Origin of the sequence: Aquabacterium sp. (assembly GCF_036279655.1) — a bacterium.
GTDB lineage: Bacteria > Pseudomonadota > Gammaproteobacteria > Burkholderiales > Burkholderiaceae_C > Aquabacterium.
Genome location: NZ_DASUIT010000065.1, coordinates 1 through 17728, shown reverse-complemented (window position 1 = coordinate 17728; position 17728 = coordinate 1). Strand labels below are relative to the sequence as shown.

17 protein-coding genes and 1 tRNA gene are annotated in these 17728 nt (G+C 65.8%); 8 read left to right on the top strand and 10 right to left on the bottom strand.

Annotated features, from left to right (window positions below; genetic code table 11):
* Positions 1 to 65 precede the first annotated feature (65 nt).
* Entirely contained in the window at positions 66 to 1097 is a 1032-nt protein-coding gene (locus VFW84_RS07840) for a nitronate monooxygenase (protein ID WP_329679890.1), read from the top strand.
* 18 nt (positions 1098 to 1115) lie between these two features.
* On the opposite strand, the gene VFW84_RS07835 is transcribed toward VFW84_RS07840, so the two are convergent.
* Complete coding sequence (locus VFW84_RS07835) at positions 1116 to 2537, bottom strand: PLP-dependent aminotransferase family protein (RefSeq protein ID WP_329679889.1); 1422 nt, start codon at positions 2535 to 2537, stop codon at positions 1116 to 1118.
* A 53-nt stretch (positions 2538 to 2590) separates the two neighbouring features.
* Between VFW84_RS07835 and VFW84_RS07830 the strand changes: the two genes are divergently transcribed.
* The 3 genes from VFW84_RS07830 to VFW84_RS07820 are packed head-to-tail and all read left to right on the top strand — an operon-like array spanning position 2591 to position 5356.
* Positions 2591 to 3586, top strand: a complete 996-nt coding sequence (locus tag VFW84_RS07830; protein WP_329679888.1) for a DMT family transporter — start codon at positions 2591 to 2593, stop codon at positions 3584 to 3586.
* 19 nt (positions 3587 to 3605) lie between these two features.
* Positions 3606 to 4847: an 8-amino-7-oxononanoate synthase gene (gene bioF, locus VFW84_RS07825; protein ID WP_329679887.1), complete on the top strand. Its 1242-nt coding sequence runs from the start codon at positions 3606 to 3608 to the stop codon at positions 4845 to 4847.
* Positions 4848 to 4864: 17 nt separating this feature from the next.
* The gene (locus VFW84_RS07820) at positions 4865 to 5356 is read left to right on the top strand and encodes a GNAT family N-acetyltransferase (protein WP_329679886.1); all 492 of its coding nucleotides are present in this window, start codon (positions 4865 to 4867) and stop codon (positions 5354 to 5356) included.
* On the opposite strand, the gene VFW84_RS07815 is transcribed toward VFW84_RS07820, so the two are convergent.
* From VFW84_RS07815 to VFW84_RS07790, 6 genes are all read right to left on the bottom strand, one after another.
* Positions 5335 to 6792 carry a sensor histidine kinase gene (locus tag VFW84_RS07815; protein ID WP_329679885.1) on the bottom strand — a complete coding sequence of 486 codons (1458 nt, stop codon included), beginning with the start codon at positions 6790 to 6792 and terminating at the stop codon, positions 5335 to 5337. The two genes, VFW84_RS07820 and VFW84_RS07815, sit on opposite strands and share 22 nt — an antisense overlap.
* A complete protein-coding gene (locus VFW84_RS07810; protein ID WP_329679884.1) occupies positions 6789 to 7712 on the bottom strand; it encodes a hypothetical protein in 924 nt (307 codons plus the stop codon). Before VFW84_RS07810 ends, VFW84_RS07815 begins: the two co-directional genes overlap by 4 nt.
* A 12-nt stretch (positions 7713 to 7724) precedes the next feature.
* On the bottom strand, positions 7725 to 9872 hold the full coding sequence (locus VFW84_RS07805) for a TonB-dependent receptor plug domain-containing protein (protein ID WP_329679883.1): 2148 nt from the start codon (positions 9870 to 9872) through the stop codon (positions 7725 to 7727).
* Positions 9873 to 9877: 5 nt separating this feature from the next.
* Positions 9878 to 10501: a response regulator transcription factor gene (locus VFW84_RS07800; protein ID WP_329679882.1), complete on the bottom strand. Its 624-nt coding sequence runs from the start codon at positions 10499 to 10501 to the stop codon at positions 9878 to 9880.
* 420 nt (positions 10502 to 10921) lie between these two features.
* A tRNA-Pro gene (locus tag VFW84_RS07795) sits at positions 10922 to 10998 on the bottom strand.
* An 18-nt stretch (positions 10999 to 11016) separates the two neighbouring features.
* The gene (locus tag VFW84_RS07790) at positions 11017 to 11958 is read right to left on the bottom strand and encodes a polyprenyl synthetase family protein (protein WP_329679892.1); all 942 of its coding nucleotides are present in this window, start codon (positions 11956 to 11958) and stop codon (positions 11017 to 11019) included.
* A gap of 201 nt (positions 11959 to 12159) precedes the next feature.
* Between VFW84_RS07790 and VFW84_RS07785 the strand changes: the two genes are divergently transcribed.
* Entirely contained in the window at positions 12160 to 13449 is a 1290-nt protein-coding gene (locus VFW84_RS07785) for an FAD-dependent monooxygenase (protein WP_329679881.1), read from the top strand.
* Between the two features lie 23 nt (positions 13450 to 13472).
* Here the strand turns inward: VFW84_RS07785 and VFW84_RS07780 are convergent, their stop codons facing one another.
* Positions 13473 to 13613, bottom strand: a complete 141-nt coding sequence (locus VFW84_RS07780; RefSeq protein ID WP_329679880.1) for a hypothetical protein — start codon at positions 13611 to 13613, stop codon at positions 13473 to 13475.
* Positions 13614 to 13696: 83 nt separating this feature from the next.
* Positions 13697 to 14023, bottom strand: a complete 327-nt coding sequence (locus VFW84_RS07775) for a hypothetical protein (RefSeq protein WP_329679879.1) — start codon at positions 14021 to 14023, stop codon at positions 13697 to 13699.
* A gap of 41 nt (positions 14024 to 14064) precedes the next feature.
* On the opposite strand from VFW84_RS07775, the gene VFW84_RS07770 reads away from it, so the two are divergent.
* On the top strand, positions 14065 to 15372 hold the full coding sequence (locus VFW84_RS07770) for a glutamate-5-semialdehyde dehydrogenase (RefSeq protein WP_329679878.1): 1308 nt from the start codon (positions 14065 to 14067) through the stop codon (positions 15370 to 15372).
* A gap of 34 nt (positions 15373 to 15406) precedes the next feature.
* A complete protein-coding gene (locus VFW84_RS07765) occupies positions 15407 to 16156 on the top strand; it encodes a sulfite exporter TauE/SafE family protein (RefSeq protein ID WP_329679891.1) in 750 nt (249 codons plus the stop codon).
* Here VFW84_RS07765 and VFW84_RS07760 read toward each other — a convergent pair.
* A complete protein-coding gene (locus tag VFW84_RS07760) occupies positions 16138 to 17334 on the bottom strand; it encodes an SMP-30/gluconolactonase/LRE family protein (RefSeq protein WP_329679877.1) in 1197 nt (398 codons plus the stop codon). The genes VFW84_RS07765 and VFW84_RS07760 overlap by 19 nt on opposite strands.
* Positions 17335 to 17436: 102 nt before the next feature.
* On the opposite strand from VFW84_RS07760, the gene VFW84_RS07755 reads away from it, so the two are divergent.
* A complete protein-coding gene (locus tag VFW84_RS07755; protein ID WP_329679876.1) occupies positions 17437 to 17637 on the top strand; it encodes a DUF2061 domain-containing protein in 201 nt (66 codons plus the stop codon).
* Positions 17638 to 17728: the final 91 nt, after the last annotated feature.

Sequence of the window (17728 nt, the reverse complement as noted above, 5' to 3'; positions counted from 1 at the left end):
CGCACCCTGGCATCCTGTGTGCCCGATGGGTGCTACAGTGCCCCGCGATCCAAGGCATCACCACCATGAACACCCGTCTGACCCGCTTGCTGGGCATCCAGCATCCCATTGTTCTGCCCGGCATGACCTATGTGGCCGTTCCCCAGTTGGTGGGGGCAGTCAGTCAGGCCGGGGGGCTGGGCATCCTGGCTTCGGGAGGGCTGTCGCCCGAGGAATGCCGTGCGTCCATCGCCCAGGTGCGGGCCTTGACCGACAAGCCCTTTGCGGTGGGTTGCAGCCTGCTGCTGCCGGGGGCCACCGAATGCGCCGAGGTGGCCCTGCAGGAGCGTGTGCCGGTCATCAACATCTCCATGGGCAAGGGCGATTGGGTGATCGAGCGTGCCCACGCCTACGGGGGCAAGGTGATCGCCACCGTGTCCAATGAAAAGCATGCCCGCTCGGCCATCGACATGGGGGTGGACGGCCTGATCGTCACGGGCCACGAGGCGGCGGCCCATGGCGGCAATGTGACCTCGCTGGTCTTGGTGCCGGTGGTGCGCGACCTGTGTGATCTGCCCATCATCGCGGCCGGGGGCTTTGCCGATGGGCGCGGGCTGGTGGCCGCACTGGCCCTGGGGGCCGATGCGGTGGCCATGGGGACCCGCTTCGCCACGTCGCGCGAGAGCCCGGTGCATGCCGACACCAAGCAATTGATCATCGACAAGCCGGCCGAGGACACGATCTACTCGAAGAACTTCGACACCTTCCCTTGCCGCGTGATGCGCACGCCCGGGGGGCGCAAGTACACGGCTCGCCGCCTGAGCCCGCCGGTGGCCCTGAGCCGCTCCATCCAGGCGGCCCTGGAGATGGATCGCCCCTTGACCGATCTGGCCCGCGATGCGATGAGCCAGGGCGCCGTCAATGCGGTCAAGATCGCCTACTTCGGTGCGGCCACGCTGGCCATGCGCAAGGCCATCCACGAGGGCAACCATGAGGAGGGTGTGCAGTTGATCGGTCAATCTCAGGGCCTGATCCACGATGTGCCGAGCGTGGCCGAGATCGTGCAGCGCGTGCTGGCCGAGGCTTCGGCTGTCATCGGGGCCCTGCCGCGCGACTGAGGTCGCCGCGCTGGTGCATCAGTGACGCAGTCGGCGCACGGCCGCCTGCAAGGCCTTCCAGAAGTCTGCATCCTGTGAGGTGGCCACATTGATGCGCATCAGCGTGGTGGGCCGCCGTTCGGCATGGAAGAGCGCTCCAGGCGCGATCATCCAGCCTGCGTCCAGCATGGGGTGGGCCAGGCGCTCCGTGTCCACTCCCACGTCGACCCAGCCAAACAGGCCTTGAGGCGGGGTGACGAAGTGGCATTGACTGGCGCGCGCCAGCGTCAGACAGCGGGCACGCGCACCATCGAGCTGGGTGATCACGCGCTCGCAATGTCGGCGCAACTGGCCCTGCTCCATGCAGTGCGCGAGGGCCTGTTCCAGCACCGGGGCGGTGCTCAGGGTGGACAAGAGCTTGGTGCCAACGAAGCGGTCGACCAGGGCGGGTGGCGAGACGATGTAGCCCACCCGCCAGCCTGGGGCCAAGGCCTTGGAAAAGCTGCTGATCGTGATGGTGCGACGCAACTCGTCAAGCACGCTCAAGCGGGTGGCATGGGCTGGCGCCAGGAAGGCGTAGATGTCGTCCTCCAGGATGTGGAAGTCGTGTTGCTCGGCCAGGCGCAGCACCTGGTGAGCGTGCCCGGGCGAGAGCATGACGCTGGTGGGGTTGTGCAGCACCGACACGGTCACATAGAGCTTGGGGCGGTGGGTGCGGGCCAGGTGCTCCAGCACCTGCAGATCGGGCCCATCCGGGCCGCGTGGCACTGGCAGCAGGCGCATGCCCATGAGCTGCAGGCGCGCAAACTCGGCGGCCCAGCCGGGCTCGTCGACCAGCACGGCATCCCCGGGTTGCAGCAGGGTCCGCGTGACCACGTCCAGCGCGTGTGCGCCGCCCACGGTGGTGATGATCTGCTGCGGATCGACCTTCAGACCGATCTCGTCGAGTCGATGGGTCAGGGCCTGGCGCAGGCGGGCATCGCCCAGCGCATCCGCGTAATACAGGCTCAGGGCGTCCACGCGTGCGCCGTGCGTGACCTTGCGCAGGGCCGATCCCAGCATGGCGCCGTCCAGCCAGGTGGCAGGCAAGGTGCCCAGTGCGGGCATGGCCCGTTGACCGGGGGCATTGAACATGCCGCGCAGCAAGGTGGTGGCATCGAAGGGCGGCCGTGCGGGTGGGGTGGGGCGTCGCTGGCCACTGGCGACGCGGGCGGTGCGTTCGCTGCCCTCGCGCACGAAGTAGCCGCGCTGGCTGCGGGCCTCGACGAGTCCGCGGGCCTGCAACTGGTCATAAGCGGCCACCACGGTGTAGGGGCTGACCTGGTGGGTGCGGGCGCATTCACGCACGGAGGGCAGGCGCGAGCCCGGCGTCAGCAGGCGTTGCTCGATGCGCGAGGCCAGGAGAGCGACCAGTTGCTCGGTGAGCGTCAGGGCGCTGTTGCGGCTCAGGGGAGTGGTCATGGGTGGAAGCAGTGTGCTGGTCATCTCACCCATACAGTGTGTCGGACTGATCGATGAACTGTACTGCTTGTGTATTGGTGATGGTGCCTACATTGCCATACATGAAAGCCTTTGCACAAGCCCCCCTCGCTTTTTTGCGCACACTCAGCCCTCGCAGCCTGGGTGTGCTTGCGGTGCTCATGTTCGCCATGACCATTCCCATGACGCGGCTGGCCAACGGTGGGGTGGAGCAGCCGCAACTGCCGCCCCTGTTCGTGGCGCTGGGGCGGGGGGTGCTGGCGGCACTGCCCGCGGCTCTCTACCTGTGGTGGCGCAAGGCGCCCTGGCCGGAGCGCGCCTCGCGTCCCTGGTTGCTGGGGGTGGTCCTGGGTGGGGTGCTGATGTTCCCGGCCTGCATGGGCTGGGCCGTGCGCGTGGTGCCGGCCTGGCATGCTTCCGTGGTGACAGGCGTGCTGCCCCTGGTCACAGCCGCGCTGGCGGCCTGGTGGTTGGGGCATCGACCCCGTGCCGGCTTCTGGCTCGCCGGCTTGATCGGTGTGAGCCTGGTCCTGCTCTTTGCCGTGCAGACCGCCCCCGAAGGACAGGGACATTGGCATGTCAGTGACGTCGTTTTGCTGATGGGCATGCTGGGCGCTTCGATCGCCTATGTGGCCGGGGCGCGGGCGGCGCAGCACATGCCGTCGCCACAGGTCATGTCCTGGGCCTTGGTGTGGGCCTTGCCCGTGACCCTGCCTGGCGCGGGCTGGGCTTGGTGGGCAGACGATGCCGGCGTGTCGGTGGCCCTGATCGCGCCACAGGCCTGGTGGGCCCTGCTGTATGTGGCGCTGTGTTCCAGCTGGCTGGGGTTTTTTGCCTGGTATGCCGCACTCGCACGGGATGCCATGCGGGTCAGCCAGATCCAGTTGTTGCAACCCTTTGGCGCCATGGCCTTGTCGGCCCTGTTGCTGGGCGAGCAGGTCAGTGCCTGGGCCCCCTTGTGCGCGCTGGGCGTGGCCCTGATGGTGTGGACGGGCCAGCGGATGATCCAGACCAAGGCCCAGTCCGCATGAGGCTGGTACGCTTGCGGGCATGTCGCTGATCACTCCTTTTGAAGAGGCCCTGGAGATGCTGCGCACGCAGCATCGACTGCGTGTCCGTCGTGTTGTCGAACCCGCCGAGCCGCCGGGCCTGTTGCAGGCCGATGACGAGGCCTTGCGGGGCACCACCTATCTGGTCAACGGGCAACGCCGCCTGTCTTTTGGCAGCAATGACTATCTGGGGCTGTCGCAGCATCCGCAACTCATTGAAGCTGCTCAGTTGGCCGCCTCGCGTTACGGTGTGGGGGCCACGGCCTCGCCCCTGGTGTGCGGCCACAGCCCGGCGCATGAGGCCCTGGAGCAGGAGCTGGCTCGTCTGGTGGGTCTGCCTCGGGCCCTGTACTTCTATGCCGGCTATGCCGCCAATGTGGGCATCATCCCGGCCCTGGTGGGGCGCGGTGATGCGATCTTCTCTGATGCGCTCAATCATGCCTGCCTGATCGATGGTGCGCGCCTGTCGCGGGCCGACATCCATGTGGTGCCCCATGGCGACCTCAGTGCCTTGGACGATGCCTTGGCCGCCAGCTCCGCAGCCCGCAAGCTGGTGGTCACCGATTCGGTCTTCAGCATGGACGGTGTCATTGCCGACATCCCGGCCCTGCTGGCCTTGTGCGAGGAGCACGATGCCTGGCTGATGGTGGACGACGCACACGGTTTCGGGGTCCTCGGTGCGCATGGCGAGGGCAGTCTGGCGCATGCCCGCATCGTCGGACGCGACGGCATCTCGCCTGACTGGCAAGGCGGTCGGCTCGATCGCCTGATCTACATGGCCACCCTGGGCAAGGCCGCTGGCGTGTCCGGAGCCTTCGTGGCAGGGCATCCGGTGGTGATTGAGTGGATCATGCAGATGGCGCGTACCTATATGTTCGCCACGGCCGCACCGGCCATGGTGGCCGAGGCTTTGCGCGCCGCCCTGCGCCTGATCGAGCAGGAGGGCTGGCGCCGGGATCGTCTGAAAGCCTTGCGCGATCAACTGCGTGAGGGGCTGAGTGAGGGACAGGTGCCCTGGTCGCTGTGGCCCTCAGACACGGCGATCCAGCCCCTGGTGATCGGGCGCAACGAGTCGGCCCTGATGGTGATGGCGGCCCTGGACCGCCAGGGGGTGTGGGTGCCGGCCATCCGTCCACCCACCGTGCCACAGGGCACATCGCGCCTGCGCATTTCGCTCTCGGCGGCGCACACTCTTGAGCATGTGCAACAGCTGGTAGATGCCTTGGTGTCGGCGGTGCGTTGATGGGCTCGGTGCGCCTCATGCAGCACGATGACCTGGACGCGGTGCTCGGCGTTCAGGCGCAGTGTTATCCGCCCGAGATGAACGAATCACGCGAGGTGCTGAGCCAGCGCCTGCTGGCCTGTCCTGATACAGCCTGGGTCGCACTGGATGCCCAGGGGCAGGTGGGGGGCTATCTGGTGGCCTATCGGTCGGTGTGGGGCAAGGTGACGCCGCTGAGTCATCCGTTTGCCGACGCCGCGCAGGCCGATGTGCTCTACCTGCACGATCTGGCCATTGGTCAGGCACTGCGTGGACAGCGCGTGGCGCAGCGCCTGATCCAGGTGGCGCGTGCGCTGGCTGTCGCGCAGGGCTACCGAGGGCTGGCGCTGGTGTCGGTCAACGACACGGTGCCCTTCTGGCAGGGCCACGGGCTGGCGATCATGCCGCTGGACGCGGCAGGTCAGGCCGCCCTGGCGACCTATCCGGGGCGCGCCGTCTACATGACAGCTCAGCTCGACCGGCCTGCTTGAATCGGTACATGGAGCTCCAGGGTCGTGCCGCCACCTGGGCTGGAGGTGATCTGCAGTTGACCACCGATGGCGGCCACCCGCTCACGCATGCCGATCAGGCCCAGGCCCGCAGGGCTCTGACCCGACATGCTGAAGCCTCGGCCATCATCATGCACCGTGATGCACAGTTCACCAGTATCTGGTGCCATGGACAGGATCACCTTGGCCCGATGGGCTTCGGCATGTTTGATGATGTTGGTGCAGGCCTCCTGAACGACACGGTAGACCGCGATGGCCACCTCCCCCCGGACGTCAGGTGCCCCATCGGGGGCGATGAAGGAGAACCGGCAATCCGGGTGGGCCGCATCCAGATGGCGCACCATTTCTTCGATGGCACCTGCCAGTCCCAGCGTGTCGATGACCTCCGGGCGCAGACTCTTGATGATGTCGCGTGAGCTGACATAGAGCGACTGCACGGTGTCGCAAATGCGGCGGGCCAGGCGGGCGCTGTCCTCGTCACGGGCGGCTTCTGCCCGGGCCAGCAGGGCCGAGGCCTCCAGCCGGACCGAGATCAGGGCGGCGCCCAGGTGGTCGTGGATCTCCACGGCCACGCGTTTGCGGTCGGCTTCGACCATGGCGTTGCTGTGGCTGATCAGGCGGCGCTTTTCAGCATCGGCCTTCTGAACCCGCTCGATGGCCAGCTTGAGCTCCTGCGTGCGCAACTCGACCTGGCGCTCCAACTCATGGCGACTGCTGTCCAGCGAGTCGGCCATCTGCTGGATGGTTCTTTGCAACTCGCCCAGCTCGCCCGCCTCGATGGCCTTGAACTGAACCTGGAAGTCGCCTCGGCGGATGGCTCGCAAGGTGGCCATCACCTCGTCAAAGGTGCTGACCAGACGCCTGGACAGGATCAGACCCACGATGCAACTGCCGATGGCGGCCAGCAGCACCAGGCCTGTGGCGCCCAGCACGCTCTTGAGCTTGGCATGGAGCAATGGGGTCACGGTCATGGCCACTTCGACGTGACCGATCATCCGCATGGTGCCTGCAGGGCTGCTGGAGAGCTCAAAGCCTTCCAGATCGGGCAGTTGTTCCAGCTCGATCGGTGCCACGACCACTTCCGTGGTCATGGGCGTGGGGTTCTGGCAGACCTTGATCAAGCGCTTTTGCTGCTGGTCATACAGAGACACGCAGGCGATGCTCGGGTCGTCACGGGTCAGCCGCTTCAAGCTGGTCTGCAGGTAAGACAGATTGCCCGACATCAGGCTGTAGCGGCTGCTGTGTGCCAGTGCCGAGGCGATCATGCGGCCGTGCTGCTGCATCTCGCGCTGGGCATCGGCGCGTGTCATGGCATAGAGCGTGGCCGTCACGACGACAAACATCAGGGCGGCGGGCACCACGGCGATCAGCAGCAGTCGGGTGGTGATGCTGTGGTGGAGTCTGAGTCGGTGCATCATCGGGCGGACCTCGCCAAGGGCTGAACGCCCAGCTTGAGCAGTCGCTCTGACAGGGGGATCCCCAGAGAGCGGGCCACGCTGTCGTTGACCTTGATCTTCCAGTATCTGCAGTGGCGCGCCTCGCCCGGGGCGACGGATGTGGCGCTTCTGAGACTCTCCGCCCAATCGATCAGATCGGCGGTCACATCGCCCACATCGGAGCAGGCGGTGGCCAGTGTTCCGGCGGAGACCGTGGCCGGTGAAAAGCCGATCACGGGCAAGCCGCGCCGGTAGGTGGATTCCAGCACGGCACGCAGGGAGTCGGGGGTGTAGAGCTGGCTGTCGGCGACCGCGAGCAGGACCTGAACATCACCGATGCGGTTGATGGCACGCACCACGTTGTCCTGGGGGCCCACCTTGGCCAGCAGAAGGTTCATGCCCGTGGTCGTGGCCGCCTGACCCAGGGCACGCTCCAGATGGGCCGAGGCCTCCGACAGCAGCACGCCCACATTCACCTTGCGCTCGAACACGGCGTCAATCAGCTGGAACTGTGACAGCGGGGAGGCATCGGTGTAAAGCGCGGACCAGCCGGGGCGCTCCCGCGAGGGCAAGGATGCCATTCCGAGCCGCTGCGCCTGAGCCGAGGTCAGCACGGCGATGGTGGGCCCCTTGAGCCCCTTGTCCAGGGCCTGGCGCACCGCCTGAGCGCCCAGAACGATGCTCGCACCGGTCGGCATCTTGGCATTGGGCGCGCTCAGATCGTTCTGCACATGGAGAGACGGCAGCCGCGCACTCAAGGCCTGCACGAGCGCTTGCTGCGCGGGCGTGTCGCCACTGGACAGTACATGCACGTCCAGCGTGGCCGCCCATGCTTGCCGACTCAGGCCGAGCAGGCCGATGGCCTGCAGCAGCGTTCGTCGGTCAAGCGGGGGCGGACTCATGAGGTGCATGCCTCAGAACGATGTGCTCAGTTGCCCACCGATGCTGAATCTGCTGTCGTAGCCAGAGTAGAAGGGGCCCACTGTGCGCACCTGGTCCGTGACACGCGCCGGATCGAGATACGTCATCGTCACAGAGGCCCTGACAGGCTGTCCTGCGAGCGCGAGTGTGCGAGACACATGGGCGGTCGTGCGCGCGGAGCGGGTTTCGTAAGTGCCGTTACCGCTGCTGGCATGATGCGACAAGGATGCCTGCCATCCGTTGGACCAAACTCGGCTGATGCCGATGGCGCCGCTGTGTCTGGACCACTGGCGGCGCTCCTCGGCATTGGAGGCCTGGCGGTTGAGCAGGTTGGTGTAGTGCAAGAACCCTGACCACCCCTGTGCCAGATCCCAGCTGATCTGAGTTTCCAGCCCGCTCAGCCGGACTGAGCCCGGTGGCATGTACCCTGTCACGGAGGCATCCACGGGCGCGTGGTCCACCACCAGATGGCTCAGATGGTCGTCAAACAGTTTCACATCGAGCGACAGGCCGATCCGTGGCTCCTGCAGCAAATAGCCCAGCTCTGTGGACCTGACGCGTTCGGTCGATGAGGCGCCACTTGAGTTCAGCGCGGCAGCGATCTTGGCCGTGCTCGACCCATTGAGGGGCGGATCGATGTTGTAGAGCGTCTGGCTCCAGCGTGCGCGCTCTTCGAACAGATCGGGCGTGCGGGTGCCTTCGGAGTAGACCAGTCTGAGGGTCTGCTGCTTTGGCAGATGCCAGTTCAGCGCCAGACGCGGCGAGAAGGTGTCGCCGCTCAGGGAGTTGGACTCGAAGTAGCCTCCCATGTTCACGGTCAACACATTGGAGGGGCGAAATTCGCCGTGCCCGAACACCCAGATCAGATTGTTGGTGGCGGTGCCGGCCAGAAATGTCTGGCTGGAGGTGCGCTGGTGGCGAGCGCCCAGGCCACCCACCAGGCGCAGGCGGTCGGACATCACATAGGTGTCCTGCACTTCCAGCTGGACGCGGGATTCGTCGGCGTTGTTGTCTGTCATGCCGCAGATGGGCATGAACATGCCGCTGCCCAGGCCCAGGATGGCCTGGATGGCGATCTGCGCCAGCTCGTCATCGCGGGCGCTTCCACCCGTGGGGGGGATCTGCCCACGCAGCATCTGGAGGATGTAATCCGGATTGGCCTGGGACAGAGCGTAGACCTCGGGCAGCAGGGCCAGTTGAGGCCAGCAGGTGCTCCAGCGCTGGCGGATCCGGGTCTCATTGGCCGACAGGGTGAATTGCACCTCGTGGTCCGGGGACAGCGGCATGATCAGCCGTGCGCCTGCCAGGACATCCGTGTCACGCAGGTTCTGGGGAGAGGTCTGGAAAGGGTCCAGTCGCCCGAGCTGCTTGAGCGATCGACCCAGAGACCAGTGCGTCTCCAGCGAGGAGCCCCCCGCCAGATCCACTTGCGAGCGCAGGTTCAGTCGTTCGGTCGCGATGCCGTCGTGGTCGGCGCCGCCGCGAGTCGAATAGTCGTAGCCCGAGCCACCTTGCTGCTCGTAGGTGGCGCGGACATGCCATGCACCGAGGGCGCCGGCCATCCTCAGTGTGATGCGTGTGTCATCGCGCGAATCGGCCGACACGGACACCAACCCCCGATCGACATCCTTGGGGTGTCGGGTCAGGATGTTGATGATCGCCATCATCGAATTGGGCCCATAGGCTGACGAATTGGATCCACGGGTCACTTCGATGCGGTCGATGTCCTCGATCGACACGGGCAGGGAAGACCAGTCCACCCGAGACAGCCCGGGCTTGTAGACGGAGATGCCATCGACCAGCACGTTCAGGCGGCGCGGCTGAGAGGTGTTGGTGCCGTGATAGTTGATCTTGTAGTCATTGGCCGTGGATCGCATCACGGCCATGCCAGGGACCAGGCGCAGCGCATCGACCACGCTGGTGACACCATGTTGACGCAAGGTGTCGGCCGTGAGGATGGTCACGCTGGCGGGCACATCGGCCAGCGCCTGTTTCAGGCGGGTGGGTGTGATGACGACGGGGTAGTCCTGCTCTTCGGCATCCATGGTGGCCGACGTCTGAGCCTGCGCGACGATGGCAGGCAGAGTCAGTGCAAGCGCGACAGTACAACGGGCCGCGATCCTGAACTTCGGGTGCAGCATGTTCTTCAGGGTTCGATCAGGCCATGCTTGACGGCCAACAAGGTGAGGTCCGCGGTACGGTGCATGCCCAACTGGTCCTTGATGGATTGGCTGGTGGTGCTGATGGTCTTGGGTGACAGGTCCATGCGCTCGGCAATTTCCACATTGGTCAGACCCAGGGCCATGAACTTGAAGACCTCCAGTTCGCGGGGCTGCAACCTGGCCAGAGGGGAGCTGTCGCCGCGAACGCTGAACAGGGCCAGGCGCGACGCGATGTCTGGCAAGAACACGGTCTCACCCTGCTGCACCTTCAGGATGGCCTGAGCCAGTTCGGCGGGGTCCGTGCTCTTGGGGATGAAGGCCTTGGCGCCACGCTTGTAGGCTTCGCGGATCACCGTGTCCTGGTCGAACTGCGTGTAGATCACGACCTTGGGGTCGGTGAATTGGCGGACCATCTCCGACAGCACGTCCAGACCGCCAATCCCGCCCTCGCCGAAGCGCAGGTCCAGCACCAGGACATCGGGTGTCAGGCGCCGGAATGTGTCGACCACGGACTCGGGCGTGCCTGCGGAGCCCACCACGGTCAGATCATGGCGCGCCAGTACGCTGGTCAACCCTTCGACGATGAGCGGGTGGTCGTCTGCGATCATCACCCGGATGTGGCTTGTAGGTGTTGTCTTCACTGGTGGGGGCCCTGGGTGAACGTTGCCTCAATGACGTAAGTCATCTGCATTACGTTGGTAGATTTGATGGCTTGGATGCGCGGATTTTAAGGGCTACCAGCAAATGATCGAGCGCAAGCAAAAAAGGCGTCATGCCTGATGGACATGACGCCTTGTTTTGCTCCGACTTTGGGTCGGATGACAGATGACTTGCGAGATCCAGCGCAACTTTCGATGCCCCTTCGCTTGCCTGTTCCGTCCTCCTGAATTGCATGTTGATGAGATGAATATTACCAGTTGATGGCAATTATCGTGCGTGTTGATTGTAATAATTGGTAATTCATCGTTTGATGCGGGCAAACAAAAAGCCCGCCAGTTGAAGCCAACTTGGCGGGCCTTGGTGTGTCCTGGTCGGGGTGAGAGGATTCGAACCTCCGGCCTCTACGTCCCGAACGTAGCGCTCTACCAGGCTAAGCTACACCCCGATTCAAGTGCGGGACCGATCAGGTGGAGCGGTGCACTGAATGAACTGACAATTGTAGCAGAGAGTCCTTGTAGATCGACTCGGGCAGGGCCTGCAGATGGCGCTGCGCCTGCTCGGCCTGGGCCACGGCGGCCTCGCGGGTGGCTTCCAGCGCGCCGGTGGCACGCACGATGGCCACGATCTCGGCCATGCGCTCGACCTCGCCGTGGATGATGGCCTGGCGGATCAGCTCACGCTGCTCGGGCGTGCCGCGCTGCATGGCCACCAGCAGGGGCAGGGTGGGCTTGCCTTCGCGCAGGTCGTCGCCGATGTTCTTGCCCAGCTCGGCCGTGCTGCCCTCGTAGTCCAGCAGGTCGTCCACCAACTGGAAAGCCGTGCCCACGGCGCGGCCGTAGGCGGCGCAGGCCTCTTCCACCTCGGGCGCGGCATCGCTGATCACCGCACCCAGGCGGGCGCTGGCTTCGAACAGCTTGGCGGTCTTGTATTCGATCACCTTGAGGTAGTCGTCCACCGAGATGTCCGGGTCGTGCATGTTCATCAACTGCAGCACTTCGCCTTCGGCAATGATGTTGGTGGCCTCGGCCAGCACATCCAGCACTCGCAGGCGGTTGGTCGACACCATCATCTGGAAGGCGCGCGAGTACAGAAAGTCGCCTACCAGCACGCTGGCGGCATTGCCGAACATGGCATTGGCCGTCTGGCGGCCGCGGCGCAGCGAGGATTCGTCCACCACATCGTCGTGCAGCAGGGTGGCCGTGTGGATGAACTCCACCACGGCGGCCATCTCGTGGCGCTGCGGAGTGTCCGAGCCCAGGGCCCGGGCGATCAGCAGCAGCAGCAGGGGGCGCACGCGCTTGCCGCCGGCATTGACGATGTAGTGCGAGATCTGATTGACCAGCGCCACTTGAGAGGACAGTCGACGGTGGATCACCGCATCGACCTCGGCCATGTCAGGCGCCATCAGCGTGCGGTAATCGACTTGGGGGCTGTTGCTTGAAGACACAAAGACGTCCAGTGTGAAGCTTGTCGGGCGGTGGCCAGGCCAGGTCCGCTGTGCGGCGCATTATAGGAAAGCACCACAGAGGTGCCCTCAGACCCGTATTGTGAGGGGTGACAATGGCGGAATTGTTGATCTACTTGTTCATCAGACCTCATGACTGCCATGGACACCACCGCTTCCCAAGGGGCATTGACCCTGGCCATCATCGGTGCAGGCCCCGCCGGGCTGGCTCTGGCCCTGCAGGCCTCGCGCATGCTGCCTCAGGCGCGCATCACCGTGTTCGATGCCCGGGCGGCCGATCGCGACATCTCTGGAGATCCTCGCACCCTGGCGCTGTCGCAGGGCAGTGTGCAGTTCCTGGGCCGGCTGGGCCTGTGGGCCGCCATCCAGGCCAGCGGACAGACTGCGCCCATCCGTCAGGTGCATGTGTCGCAGCAGCAGCCCACCGTGCTGTGGCCTTTTGCGCAGCCTCCGGCCGTGAGCATCAGCGCGCGGGAGCAGGGCGTGCCGCAACTGGGTGCCGTGCTCAGCTACGGGACCCTGGTGGCGCCCATGCAGTCGGCCTGGCTGGCCGCCGTGGCGGCCGATCCGCACCGCCTGGTCATGCGCTTTGGCACCTCGGTGCGTGGGCTCAAGCCCGTGCCAGGCGGGGTGGAGGTCGACGCCGACATTGCCGACGTGTTCGACCTGGCCGTGGTGGCTGAAGGCGGCGTGTTTGCGGATCAACCTGCCCTGCAATGGCCGCAAGGGCTCAGCCGGGATTACGAGCAGACCGCCTGGGTCGGTCAGGTTCTGCTGGACGACAGCAGCCCTGAAGGGGTGGCCTACGAGCGCTTCACGCCTGCCGGGCCGGCGGCGCTGTTGCCCTTGCCCGCGGGCGCAGTGCAGCCTGGAGGGCCTTCGGGTCGCCGCGCAGCCCTCGTGTGGTGCGTGCCCAAGGGCGACGACCCCGTGGCCGTGCTCGACGATGCTCAGCGGCTGACCTTGCTCAACACCGTGTTCCCGCCCGAGGTGGGAGAGATTCGCCAGATGTCACCGCTCAAGGCTTTCCCGCTGGGGCTCAATGCGCATCGGCGGCTGGTGGGCGAAGGGCCCGTGGCGCGCATCGGCAATGCCGCGCAAACCTTGCACCCGGTGGCGGGCCAGGGGCTCAATCTGGGTCTGCGGGATGTGCATGAGTTGCTCAGTGCCTTGCAGCAGATCGACGAATCCAGCTCGGCGGTGGCGCTGGCCGACCGGGGGGCGGCGGTCATGCGCGCGCTGGCGCGCTTCGAGCGCCGACGTCAGCCTGATCGGCTGGCGCTCATCGCTGGCACCGATTTCCTGGCGCGCAGCTTCACGTGGTCGGCCCCCGTGCTGGCCACCGTGCGCGGCCTGGGTCTGGGGGTGTTGCAAACGCTCACGCCCGCCAAGCAGTCACTGGCGCGCCTGATGATGTTCGGGCACCGCTGAAGCGCGGTGCCGTGCAGCGGCGGTCAGTATTGCCAGTGGCCTGAGGCCAGCGCCATGGGCGCCGCAGTGTGGGCCGGGGCACTGTCCACCACATGGGCCTGCATGCCGTGCAGGGCCCAGGCCGTCATGGCCGCAAAGAGAGTGTTCTGAAGCAGTTTCCGCATAGGACTCTCCTGTACTTTGTGTTTATCCTAAACACACTAGCGCACTTTCATCCGGCGATAAATCCCCCTGAAGGGGTTCCATTTCACACGGTGTGGCCTTTTCCGTCATGCGGGTCCTCCCGGTGTGTCGAGAAAGCCGCATCGCACCCGCTGCCCGCCGAGATCATGCGCGCGGCCCAACGGTGCCACAGCCCTCGCCAGCCCGTGACGGGGTGTAGCAGCAGGCCGCAGCGGTAGCGTTTCTCGGTGTCCATCCATACCAGGGCCTTGCAAGCCCCATGCCGGCGCCGGCTCACCAGCATGCCCACCGGGCAGGGCTCGGCCAGGCAGCACACGCCACAGCCATTGCAGGGCTGACCTTCGGGGGGCTTGGGGGGCGCGTCGGGGTGAATGTGGATGACCTGCGGCATGGTGGTGCACAAAGTCGGTGGGTTTGCGACAATCTTGCCTTATGAACACCGTCACATCATCTCCTGATCACACGTCTGACAGCGTCGACGCCGTGATGACCCGCCTGGGCCAGGCCGCCCGAGCCGCCGCCACCGTGATGGCGGCCTCGTCCACGGCAGCCCGCAACAACGCCCTGCTGGCGCTGGCCGGTCAGATCCGCGCCCACGCCAGCCAACTCAAGGCCGACAACGAGCGCGACGTGTCTGCCGCCGTGGCCAACGGCCTGGCCGAGCCCATGGTGGATCGCCTGCGCCTGACCGACAAGGTCATCGAGACCATGGCGCAAAGCTGCGAGCAGGTCGCCTCCTTGCCCGATCCCGTGGGCGAGATGATCAACCTGCGTCGCCGCCCCACCGGCATCACCGTGGGCCAGATGCGTGTGCCCATCGGCGTGTTTGGCATGATCTACGAGAGCCGCCCCAACGTCACCATCGAGGCCGCCTCCCTGGCCATCAAGAGCGGCAATGGTTGCGTGCTGCGGGGGGGCTCCGAGGCCATCCACTCCAACGTGGCCTTGTGGAAGCTGGTGCAAGCGGCGCTCACCGAGGTGGGTCTGCCGTCTGACGCCGTGCAACTGGTGCCCACCACCGACCGCGCCGCCGTGGGCCGCTTGATCGCCATGCCCGAGTATGTCGACGTCATCATCCCGCGGGGTGGCAAGGGCCTGATCGAGCGCATCAGCAAGGAGGCTCGCGTGCCCGTGATCAAGCACCTCGATGGCAATTGCCACACCTATGTCGATGCCCAGGTCGATCTGGATCTGGCCGTCAAGGTGACCGACAACGCCAAGACCCAGAAGTACAGCCCCTGCAATGCCACCGAATCCCTGCTGGTGCACGTGAACCAGGCGGCGGCCTTCCTGCCCCGCATCGGTGCGGTGTTCGCCGCCAAGGGGGTGGAGATGCGCGCCTGCCCGCGTGCCAAGGCCATCCTGGCCGATGTGCCGGGTGCCACCGTGGTCGATGCCACCGAGCAGGACTGGTTCGAGGAATACCTCGCCCCGGTCATCGCCGTGAAGGTGGTCGATTCGCTCGATGAGGCCATTGCCCACATCAACAAGTACGGCTCCCATCACACCGATTCGATCCTGACCACCCACCACCCCGATGCCATGCGCTTCATTCGCGAGGTCGACTCGGCCAGCGTGATGATCAACGCCTCCACGCGCTTTGCCGATGGCTTCGAATACGGCCTGGGCGCCGAGATCGGCATCAGCACGGACAAGTTCCATGCGCGCGGTCCGGTCGGCCTGGAAGGCCTGACCTCACTGAAGTTCGTGGTGCTGGGCCAGGGCGAAGTGCGCACCTGAGTTGCTGGATCTCACAGCCGTCAACGTCGGGCTAATGCTGCTGGCATCGGCTGGCGCAGGCCTGGTCGATGCCATCGTGGGCGGCGGCGGGCTCATCATCGTGCCCTCGCTGTTTGGCCTGTTCCCTCAGGCCGTGCCCGCCACGCTGCTGGGCACCAACAAGGCAGCCTCCATCTGGGGCACGGGCTGGTCGGCCTGGCAATACGCCCGGCAGGTCAGGCTGCCCTCGGCGCGTCTGTTGGGGGCCATCATGGCGGCCATGCTGGGCGGGCTGATCGGGGCCTGGCTGGCCACCCTGGTGCCTGCCACGCGCTTTCGGGTCGCCTTGCCGGTGGTGCTGGTGGCCGTGTGGCTCTACACGCTCTGGCGCAAGGACATGGGCCGCCACCACCTGCCGCACTGGCGCCCTCGCACCGAGGCCCTTCTGGCCACAGCCATTGGCGCGCTCATCGGCTTTTACGACGGTATCTTCGGCCCTGGCACGGGCAGTTTCTTCGTGTTCGCGCTGGTGCGCCTGCTGGGCTGGGATTTCCTGCACGCCAGTGCGGCGGCCAAGCGCCTGAACTTTGCCACCAACGTGGCCGCGCTGGCCTGGTTCATTCCCCATGGGCACGTGGTGTGGGCCCTGGCGCTGCCCATGGCCGTGGCCAATGTGGCTGGCAGCATGGTGGGCACCCGCCTGGCCCTGCGCCATGGCGCGGGCTTCGTGCGGGTGGCCTTCCTGGTGGTGGTGGGGGCGCTGATCTGCAAGACCAGCTGGGACGCTTACGGCTTGGCCGGGTAGGGCATCCAGCCCACGCTGTGCGCATGCAGGCTCTGCACGTACAGCTTGCCGTTCATCTCGGTGGCGGCGGTGGTTTCGGGGTAGGCCCCCGTCGGATCCTGCAGGTCGTCCACGATGCGGCCGTCTTCATCGAAGGCGATGATGTGGCCATAGGCCTTGGGCACCGGCCAGGCGGCGCGAGGCAGGCGCAGCATCATCGAGCGCAGCCAGGGCTTGCTGGCGCTCATGTCCAGGATCGGGCTGCGCGGCTTGGTCAGCCCCACCCAGATGCGGCCTTGTTCGCCGCGCATCAGGTTGTCGGGGTAGCCCGGCAGGTTGTCGATCAGCACCTTGGCGGCACCCTGGTCGAAGGCGTTCTTCAGGCTGGGCACCGTGCTCATGCCCTGGGTGGAGCGCGTCACCGACAGGCGCGCCAGATCGATCTTGAGGATGCGGTAGGTGCCGGTTTCAGACAGGAACATGTGCTTGCCGTCCTGCGAGAAGGCCAGACCATTGGGGAAGCACAGGCCGCTGAGCGCCACACGCGAGCGCTCGGTCACCGGGTCCATCACCAGCACGCGGCCCGTGCAGCTGTGCTCCAGGATGTCCAGCACGCTGGCCTCGAAGGTGCCGCCGCTCTCGGCCGCACCGAAGCGGCGTGAGGCATCGGTCAGCCACACATTGCCGCGCGGGTCCACGGCCACGGCGTCGGCATAGCGCAGCGGATCATCCGGCAGGGGGTTGTCGATCTTGGTCAGCAGGGCCTTGGCCTGCAGGGTGGGGGCCAGCAGATTGACGGTCAGCAGGCCTTTCATGGCATCGGCGATGTACATCCGGCCGGTGGGCGAGATGTCCAGGCCCAGCGGGCGACCACCCGTGTTCAGCAAGGTGGTGGCCTGGCCGTTTTCATCGATGCGCACGACATCGCCATTGCTCAGGGCGGTGTAGATGGCACCGTGGTAGGCCGTGATGTGCTCAGGGCCGACCTGTTCTTTGGCCAGTGGCCATTGCTTCAATGCAGCCAGGCGGGTGTTGCTCGCATGGGGGCCGCTGTAGCCCTGGTTCTCCGGCGCCTGCCAGGCCACGGGCTCGATGGGCACGGGCCAGAACAGCAGGTAGGCCAGCAGGGCGATCAGGGGGGTGAGCCAGGAGGTCAGGAAGCGCAGGAAGCCGCGCTGGCGAGGGTGCTTGATTGTCATAGTCAATGAGAATGATTCTTCTAATCAAATGGATCAATGGCTCGTGCATCCGCACAATGAAGGCATTGTTCCAGACCCAGCGGCTTTTTCGAGGAGAGCATCATGGCCAAAACAGCAACCTTCGGTGTCATGCACGTGGCCACGTCGTTCTCGGTGACCTACGCCATCACCGGCAATGTTGCGGTGGCAGGGGTGGTGACCTTTGTCGAGCCGGCGGTTAACACGGTGATGCACTACTTCTTCGACAAGTATTGGGATCACCCGCGGGTGGCGCGGGTGCGGGGGGCTGTTGCGGCGACTTGATGGCTGATTTTTGATCTCTTTGTCGGGGGAGCGTGGGGCGCGGGCCGAGTGGGGCTCTGGCGGGGCTTCACGGGGGCGGTCCCGCTGCGCG

What these genes read in the sequence shown, in the direction of transcription:
- VFW84_RS07785 (WP_329679881.1), top strand. Translation starts at nt 12,160, where the DNA reads ATGGACACCACCGCTTCCCAAGGGGCATTGACCCTGGCCATCATCGGT.
- VFW84_RS07800 (WP_329679882.1), bottom strand. Translation starts at nt 10,501, where the DNA reads ATGATCGCAGACGACCACCCGCTCATCGTCGAAGGGTTGACCAGCGTA.
- VFW84_RS07820 (WP_329679886.1), top strand. Translation starts at nt 4,865, where the DNA reads ATGCAGCACGATGACCTGGACGCGGTGCTCGGCGTTCAGGCGCAGTGT.
- VFW84_RS07765 (WP_329679891.1), top strand. Translation starts at nt 15,407, where the DNA reads ATGCTGCTGGCATCGGCTGGCGCAGGCCTGGTCGATGCCATCGTGGGC.
- VFW84_RS07805 (WP_329679883.1), bottom strand. Translation starts at nt 9,872, where the DNA reads ATGCTGCACCCGAAGTTCAGGATCGCGGCCCGTTGTACTGTCGCGCTT.
- VFW84_RS07770 (WP_329679878.1), top strand. Translation starts at nt 14,065, where the DNA reads ATGAACACCGTCACATCATCTCCTGATCACACGTCTGACAGCGTCGAC.
- VFW84_RS07815 (WP_329679885.1), bottom strand. Translation starts at nt 6,792, where the DNA reads ATGATGCACCGACTCAGACTCCACCACAGCATCACCACCCGACTGCTG.
- VFW84_RS07790 (WP_329679892.1), bottom strand. Translation starts at nt 11,958, where the DNA reads ATGGCGCCTGACATGGCCGAGGTCGATGCGGTGATCCACCGTCGACTG.
- bioF (WP_329679887.1), top strand. Translation starts at nt 3,606, where the DNA reads ATGTCGCTGATCACTCCTTTTGAAGAGGCCCTGGAGATGCTGCGCACG.
- VFW84_RS07760 (WP_329679877.1), bottom strand. Translation starts at nt 17,334, where the DNA reads ATGACAATCAAGCACCCTCGCCAGCGCGGCTTCCTGCGCTTCCTGACC.
- VFW84_RS07780 (WP_329679880.1), bottom strand. Translation starts at nt 13,613, where the DNA reads ATGCGGAAACTGCTTCAGAACACTCTCTTTGCGGCCATGACGGCCTGG.
- VFW84_RS07755 (WP_329679876.1), top strand. Translation starts at nt 17,437, where the DNA reads ATGGCCAAAACAGCAACCTTCGGTGTCATGCACGTGGCCACGTCGTTC.
- VFW84_RS07835 (WP_329679889.1), bottom strand. Translation starts at nt 2,537, where the DNA reads ATGACCACTCCCCTGAGCCGCAACAGCGCCCTGACGCTCACCGAGCAA.
- VFW84_RS07775 (WP_329679879.1), bottom strand. Translation starts at nt 14,023, where the DNA reads ATGCCGCAGGTCATCCACATTCACCCCGACGCGCCCCCCAAGCCCCCC.
- VFW84_RS07830 (WP_329679888.1), top strand. Translation starts at nt 2,591, where the DNA reads ATGAACTGTACTGCTTGTGTATTGGTGATGGTGCCTACATTGCCATAC.
- VFW84_RS07810 (WP_329679884.1), bottom strand. Translation starts at nt 7,712, where the DNA reads ATGAGTCCGCCCCCGCTTGACCGACGAACGCTGCTGCAGGCCATCGGC.
- VFW84_RS07840 (WP_329679890.1), top strand. Translation starts at nt 66, where the DNA reads ATGAACACCCGTCTGACCCGCTTGCTGGGCATCCAGCATCCCATTGTT.